The organism is Vibrio sp. V10_P2A27P122 (genome assembly GCF_963874335.1).
Lineage (GTDB): Bacteria > Pseudomonadota > Gammaproteobacteria > Enterobacterales > Vibrionaceae > Vibrio > Vibrio anguillarum.
Genome location: NZ_CAWNHY010000115.1, coordinates 1 through 5138, shown reverse-complemented (window position 1 = coordinate 5138; position 5138 = coordinate 1). Strand labels below are relative to the sequence as shown.

Here is a 5138-nt window from a genome sequence, read left to right as displayed (position 1 = left end):
TTGTACTTTTTTTGTATTGGATACTTTATGTAGCGGCCTTTCATTACCATGCCAGCATTATCAAACTGATCCACCACCTAAAATTGAAAAACTAATAACGACTTTTAAAGTCATCCTTTTCTAAACCATGTTTTTTCATTCGTAAGTAGAGCTTTTTACGCGGTACTTGCAGATAATTTGCGGCATCAGCGACGCGACCAGAATGGAGAAATAATGCATCTTCAATAATTTGCTTTTCGTAATCATCCACCAATTCATCAAGCGGTGATAAAAGATCAGACTGATTGTACAAACGCTCTTTTCCCGTCAGTTTTACAATACCTATCGCATATAATTCAGCTACATTTCTCAGCTCTCGTACATTTCCCGGCCATTGATGTGCACGCAGTAGCGACAAATAACTCAGTTCTACCGCTGGCAAAGGTTTCGCCAATTTATTACAACTCTGCTTGAGAAAATAATGGAACAAAGTAGCGATATCATCGGGACGATGTCGAAGTACAGGCACCTCTATCACGCCTTGGTTTAGCAAATAATAGAGTTCTGGCTGCAACCGATTAGCCGTAATCAAGGCCTCAGGTTCCGTACCTAAAATAGCAATAACGCGCGTTCGAGCTTTGCTTAGGCGTTCTTGGTTAAGCATCCTCTGAGTCAAATAACGCTGCAATTCTTCAGAAAGTAATTCGATGTGGTCTATTAGCAATGTACCGTTTTCACTTGCATCTAATTTTTGTTCAATCTGTGTGAGCGTGGTCGCTGATGAAACGGTTAATTCCACCAGCGATGAAGAATGATTACCCTGTGTCAGTTGGTGGATGAGATATGCAATAGTATGCCGTCCAACACCCGATTCTCCACAAATAACAACATGACTGTTGAGCATTGAATACTGAGCAACATGGTGGCGAATTTGCCCCATTTGAGCGGATTTTCCGATGAGTTCGCATTTGATTGAGTTGGCCATAGCCGTTTTTTGTTGTACAAAATGACGACGAATATCGAGATTTTTCTTCACTAAGCTCAATAACTCCGCAGGATTGATTGGCTTTTCAAGAAAATCGCATGCCCCTATTTTGACCGCCTCTACCGCCATAGGAATGTCTCCGTGGCCAGTAATGACAATCACAGGAATATGCTCATCAATCGATTTAATCGCTTTAAGCAATTCAATGCCGTTCATTTGTGGCATATAGACATCAAGCAATATCACTCCAGCCCAATCAGAATGGATAAACTCACACGCTTTGGTGGGGTTAAGAAGTGCTTTTGACGGCAAATTAGCTATCGACATAAGATGCGAATATGAGTCAAGGACATCTTGGTCATCATCAATCAATAAAACAGAATAATTATGATTCATAAGGCAACTCCAGCACGACCATTGCACCTCGACTGACTGTCGAGGCAAGATAAATTTGACCCTTTATTTTTCCTATGAGCGAGCGGCAAATATTCAGCCCTAAGCCCAACCCTACTTCTTTGGTCGTGGTAAAGGGCGTAAAGAGTTTTTCAACGACATCATGAGCAAATCCAGCCCCTGAATCGCATACTGCAACAACGTGATGCGTTGGCGTACTCGACAGCAATATCACGTCAACTTTTTTGTGCTCACATCCCACAACCGCTTCACAGCCATTTACCAACAAATTAATCAATACCTGTTCCAAGCCGATTTGATCTGCAATGACTTGAATTGGTTGATGAATATGGCTTTGCAATACTATCTGTTGACGTTTCGCTTTCGTTTCAACCAACAACATAGCCTGACCGATAACATCAGTAATCAAGACAGGGGTAAGGGTTTCATCACTGCTACTTTTACGAGAAAAATGACGTAACCCATTGATGATTTTGCCCATTCGCTCTGTTAAATGTTCAATATGATCGATGGAATGTCTGATTTGCTCTGTTTTCTTCTGCTCTAAAGCAAGGTTTACGCTATAGAGATAAGTCGACATTGCGCTTAATGGTTGATTCAATTCGTGCGCTAAACTGGTCATCGTTTGCCCGACCACAGCCATTTTAGCGGCTTGTACTAACTCACTTTGTGTTTTTTTAAGATGGTTTTCGGTCCGGTGGTGCTGCTCAATTTCAGCGAGTAACTGATGATTTTTTTCACGTAATGAATGAGTTTTTGCTCGAACTCGCTCTTCTAATAATCGATTAGCGTGCTCTTGATCGGTAACATCCGTAATCGTGATGATAACTTTATCGCTTAAACCGTGGGTATACTTACGTAAATACAAGCGCAAGTAATAAGGTTTATCCACATCGCCTAACGATAGCGTAATGACATCTGCACCATTTTCGATCAACTTAGCCTCTGGGTTAAACAGTGCTCGCAACTGCGATTGAGTTGACGTTGAAAAACAGAGCCAAAAGGCTTTCGGGTCCTCATTCTGGTCTATATTCAAGCGAACACGAGCGCTTAAGTTAGCCGATTCAATATAACCATCCAAATCACAAGTGATTAAACTCGCTTGCGTATTGTTAATCAAACTCAGTGCGTTGGTTCGGTCCATTTCCTCCACTTTTTTACCATACTGAACCAATTTTTCACTGATCCGGCCAATTTCATCTCTGCCGTCTACCACAATAGGGTGTGAAAGATCATTATGAATGATGGCATCTAAACTGTCGCTAAGGCGGTTAAGTCGGCCCACAATCCGACGATTGATGAAATAGTAAGTCAAAAACAAACTGATAATGATCGATAAGCTAAAGCAGACAAACAGAATACGGTTACCATGAGAAACCAGTTCCGTGGTCTCTTTTTTCGCTTGAACAAACGACTCATCGGCGTTGGCGACCAACATAGCAATATCAGTATGTTGGTGGAGAAGCTGCTGCTGAACTTCAGCTCGAATATCATCAAGCTGGGCATTTAAACGCACCATAGAACGTAAGTTTTGATGGAAAGAGCCATTCAAACTCAATACATCCATTAGCTCACTGAGTAATTGTTGATAGGCGATGGTTGCAGGTTGTGAAAAAATCGGCGCACTCTGTGCGTACAGTTCTTCAAGGCGGAACTGTAGTACTTTCATGCCATTATTCACTTGGCTAATATGCTTAGATTGGATGAGCTCTTTTGCGAACATAAACGTTTGAGCCTCACCATCTAGGATAGACTGGACAGCCCCTAAACTCGCAAACAGCATGTCGCTTTCATTACCTTTCATTTTACGCTCTAGCTGCCACTGTATTTCTTGGCGCAGCGGAGTCAACTCAGAACCAATATCTTGATGTAGCCATTGGATCTGCTCTTGAAGTAACTCAATTTGACGACTTTGATCAATCCGTTGCCCGACCAGAAGACCAAATTGCTCACTAAGATTACGTAGCCGTTGATACCCAGCAAGCAGCCGTTGCTGCTCGCTGTTCAATTCAATCTCGCTTAATATTTTGCTGATCGTCGTTAAATTGTTATCCAAACGTTGCCGTTGCTCATCCAACTCAACTTTGTTACGCGTATTTGAGATGATTTCGATCCGTCTTTTAATTTCCGAACTACTGCTTTCGAGCAGATAACTGGCATTATATTTAGGAACACTTTTATCAAGCAGCTCGCTCACTTGATTATCTAAACTATTCCATGTTCCCCATGCGACGATGCTGACAATCGTCAACAGCAAGGTACTACAAGCAAAGGCTAAAACCAGTCTCGCGCCAATCGTGTTGTATTTCGGAAAAATCATGGCGTATCGACCCGGTCCAAGTTTTTTAGATCGGACAAAGCTTCTTCTAAGGTTAATGCCAACTGCATCTTCCAACGATGCGTCAGTTCCGCTACTTGCATAGAAATGGCGGCGGAGTGTGTCTCATACTGCGCCTCATCAACACTGATTTTTTGCCATGACTGATATACCACGGCTAACTCTGTTTCGGTCACAGGTAAAGAGAACACTCGAGTTTCAATATTTTCAATGAGCTTCAGAGCGGGTTCATTGTGTGCGTACTTGGTTTTAGCATGATTGATTGCGAGCCAAGTGTCTTTTAACTGAGGTAAGCGTTTGGTAATCGCAATTTCAAACAATAAGTTAACTAACTCCTCACGATGTGTAATGGATGCCATGGACAACTGTGTATATGCCTCATTAAACAGGGATTTATCGTTTATCGCATGTTTAGAAAAATCATTGCTATCCATATTCGTTTGTACCGATTTTGACATCAATAAATCGATGAATGCCTTCGCATATTGATCATTTTCACGCAGGCTCACTTGGGCGACGTATGTGGGCATTAGGGTAAAACTTTCATCGTAGCGAAATTGAACGTGCTCAAATTTTCGTTCTAATATGCTGGCATAGCTATCAATCGTTGGGCCTATCCCAAATTGCCCTTTGGCTACATAATCACTCACACCAAAACTGCGTGAGGAAATTGTCCCTAAATTTGCCCCCACGTTCAGTAAAATCCGCCACCCTTGTTGCCAACCATATTTAGCAAGAATGCTCTCGACCATTAACTGAGTAGTACCCGAACGTGTTGGGGTACTCATCGTGATGTGGTCAAAATAGATAAAATTAGCCAGATCGGTGAACGACGTAGGCGTCGGTAAATGATGTAAGCTGAGATAGTCACGATTCCATACCAAACCAGCGCCAGAATAGCCTATCGTCACGACTTTATCAGTTGGCGGTAACATGTAGGGTTTTAACCATTCTGGTGGTTGCAAATGGGCAGGTAAGGTTGCGAGCTTATTGCTATTTGCTAAATGCTGCATTAAAAAAGGCGATGAGCTCAGCACTACATCAATATTCTGGATATAGCTTTTATTAAGCAGTTGAATACTCGATTGTGCTCTACGGTGGACAACTTGCACATCAACCCCTTGATACTGTTTGCTGAACTCTTCAATAAGAGGTAGCAAGGGTTCACGTGAAAATGTAGTCAGTATGACTAACTCATTCTCTTTTGCATAAGCGGTATTGATAGCCGCCGCTATCGATCCTAGTAGCACCATCCATTTGCACCAGCGTAATAAGGTACAAGAACGGGAAACCGCTTTTAAATCACAAAACCCTAAAAATTGTGCGTTCACTCAAAACTCTACCGTTTAGCTAAAAATAAATTATTAAACATTTGTGTCAGTTATGACGCAAAACAGCGTATTACAATTTCAATTTTATCAG

General features: G+C 41.9%; 3 protein-coding genes. All 3 read right to left on the bottom strand.

The genetic code is table 11. The features are described from left to right. Positions 1–91: 91 nt before the first annotated feature. From AACQ17_RS06205 to AACQ17_RS06195, 3 genes are read right to left on the bottom strand one after another with little or no spacing between them, the layout of a single operon-like run. Positions 92–1360: a sigma-54-dependent transcriptional regulator gene (locus AACQ17_RS06205; RefSeq protein WP_094167572.1), complete on the bottom strand. Its 1269-nt coding sequence runs from the start codon at positions 1358–1360 to the stop codon at positions 92–94. Then, positions 1350–3698 carry an ATP-binding protein gene (locus tag AACQ17_RS06200; protein WP_094167570.1) on the bottom strand — a complete coding sequence of 783 codons (2349 nt, stop codon included), beginning with the start codon at positions 3696–3698 and terminating at the stop codon, positions 1350–1352. Before AACQ17_RS06200 ends, AACQ17_RS06205 begins: the two co-directional genes overlap by 11 nt. Then, positions 3695–5047, bottom strand: a complete 1353-nt coding sequence (locus AACQ17_RS06195) for an ABC transporter substrate-binding protein (protein ID WP_094146905.1) — start codon at positions 5045–5047, stop codon at positions 3695–3697. The genes AACQ17_RS06200 and AACQ17_RS06195 overlap by 4 nt, the downstream gene beginning before the upstream one ends. Positions 5048–5138 lie beyond the last annotated feature (91 nt).

What these genes read in the sequence shown, in the direction of transcription:
- AACQ17_RS06205 (WP_094167572.1), bottom strand. Translation starts at nt 1,360, where the DNA reads ATGAATCATAATTATTCTGTTTTATTGATTGATGATGACCAAGATGTC.
- AACQ17_RS06200 (WP_094167570.1), bottom strand. Translation starts at nt 3,698, where the DNA reads ATGATTTTTCCGAAATACAACACGATTGGCGCGAGACTGGTTTTAGCC.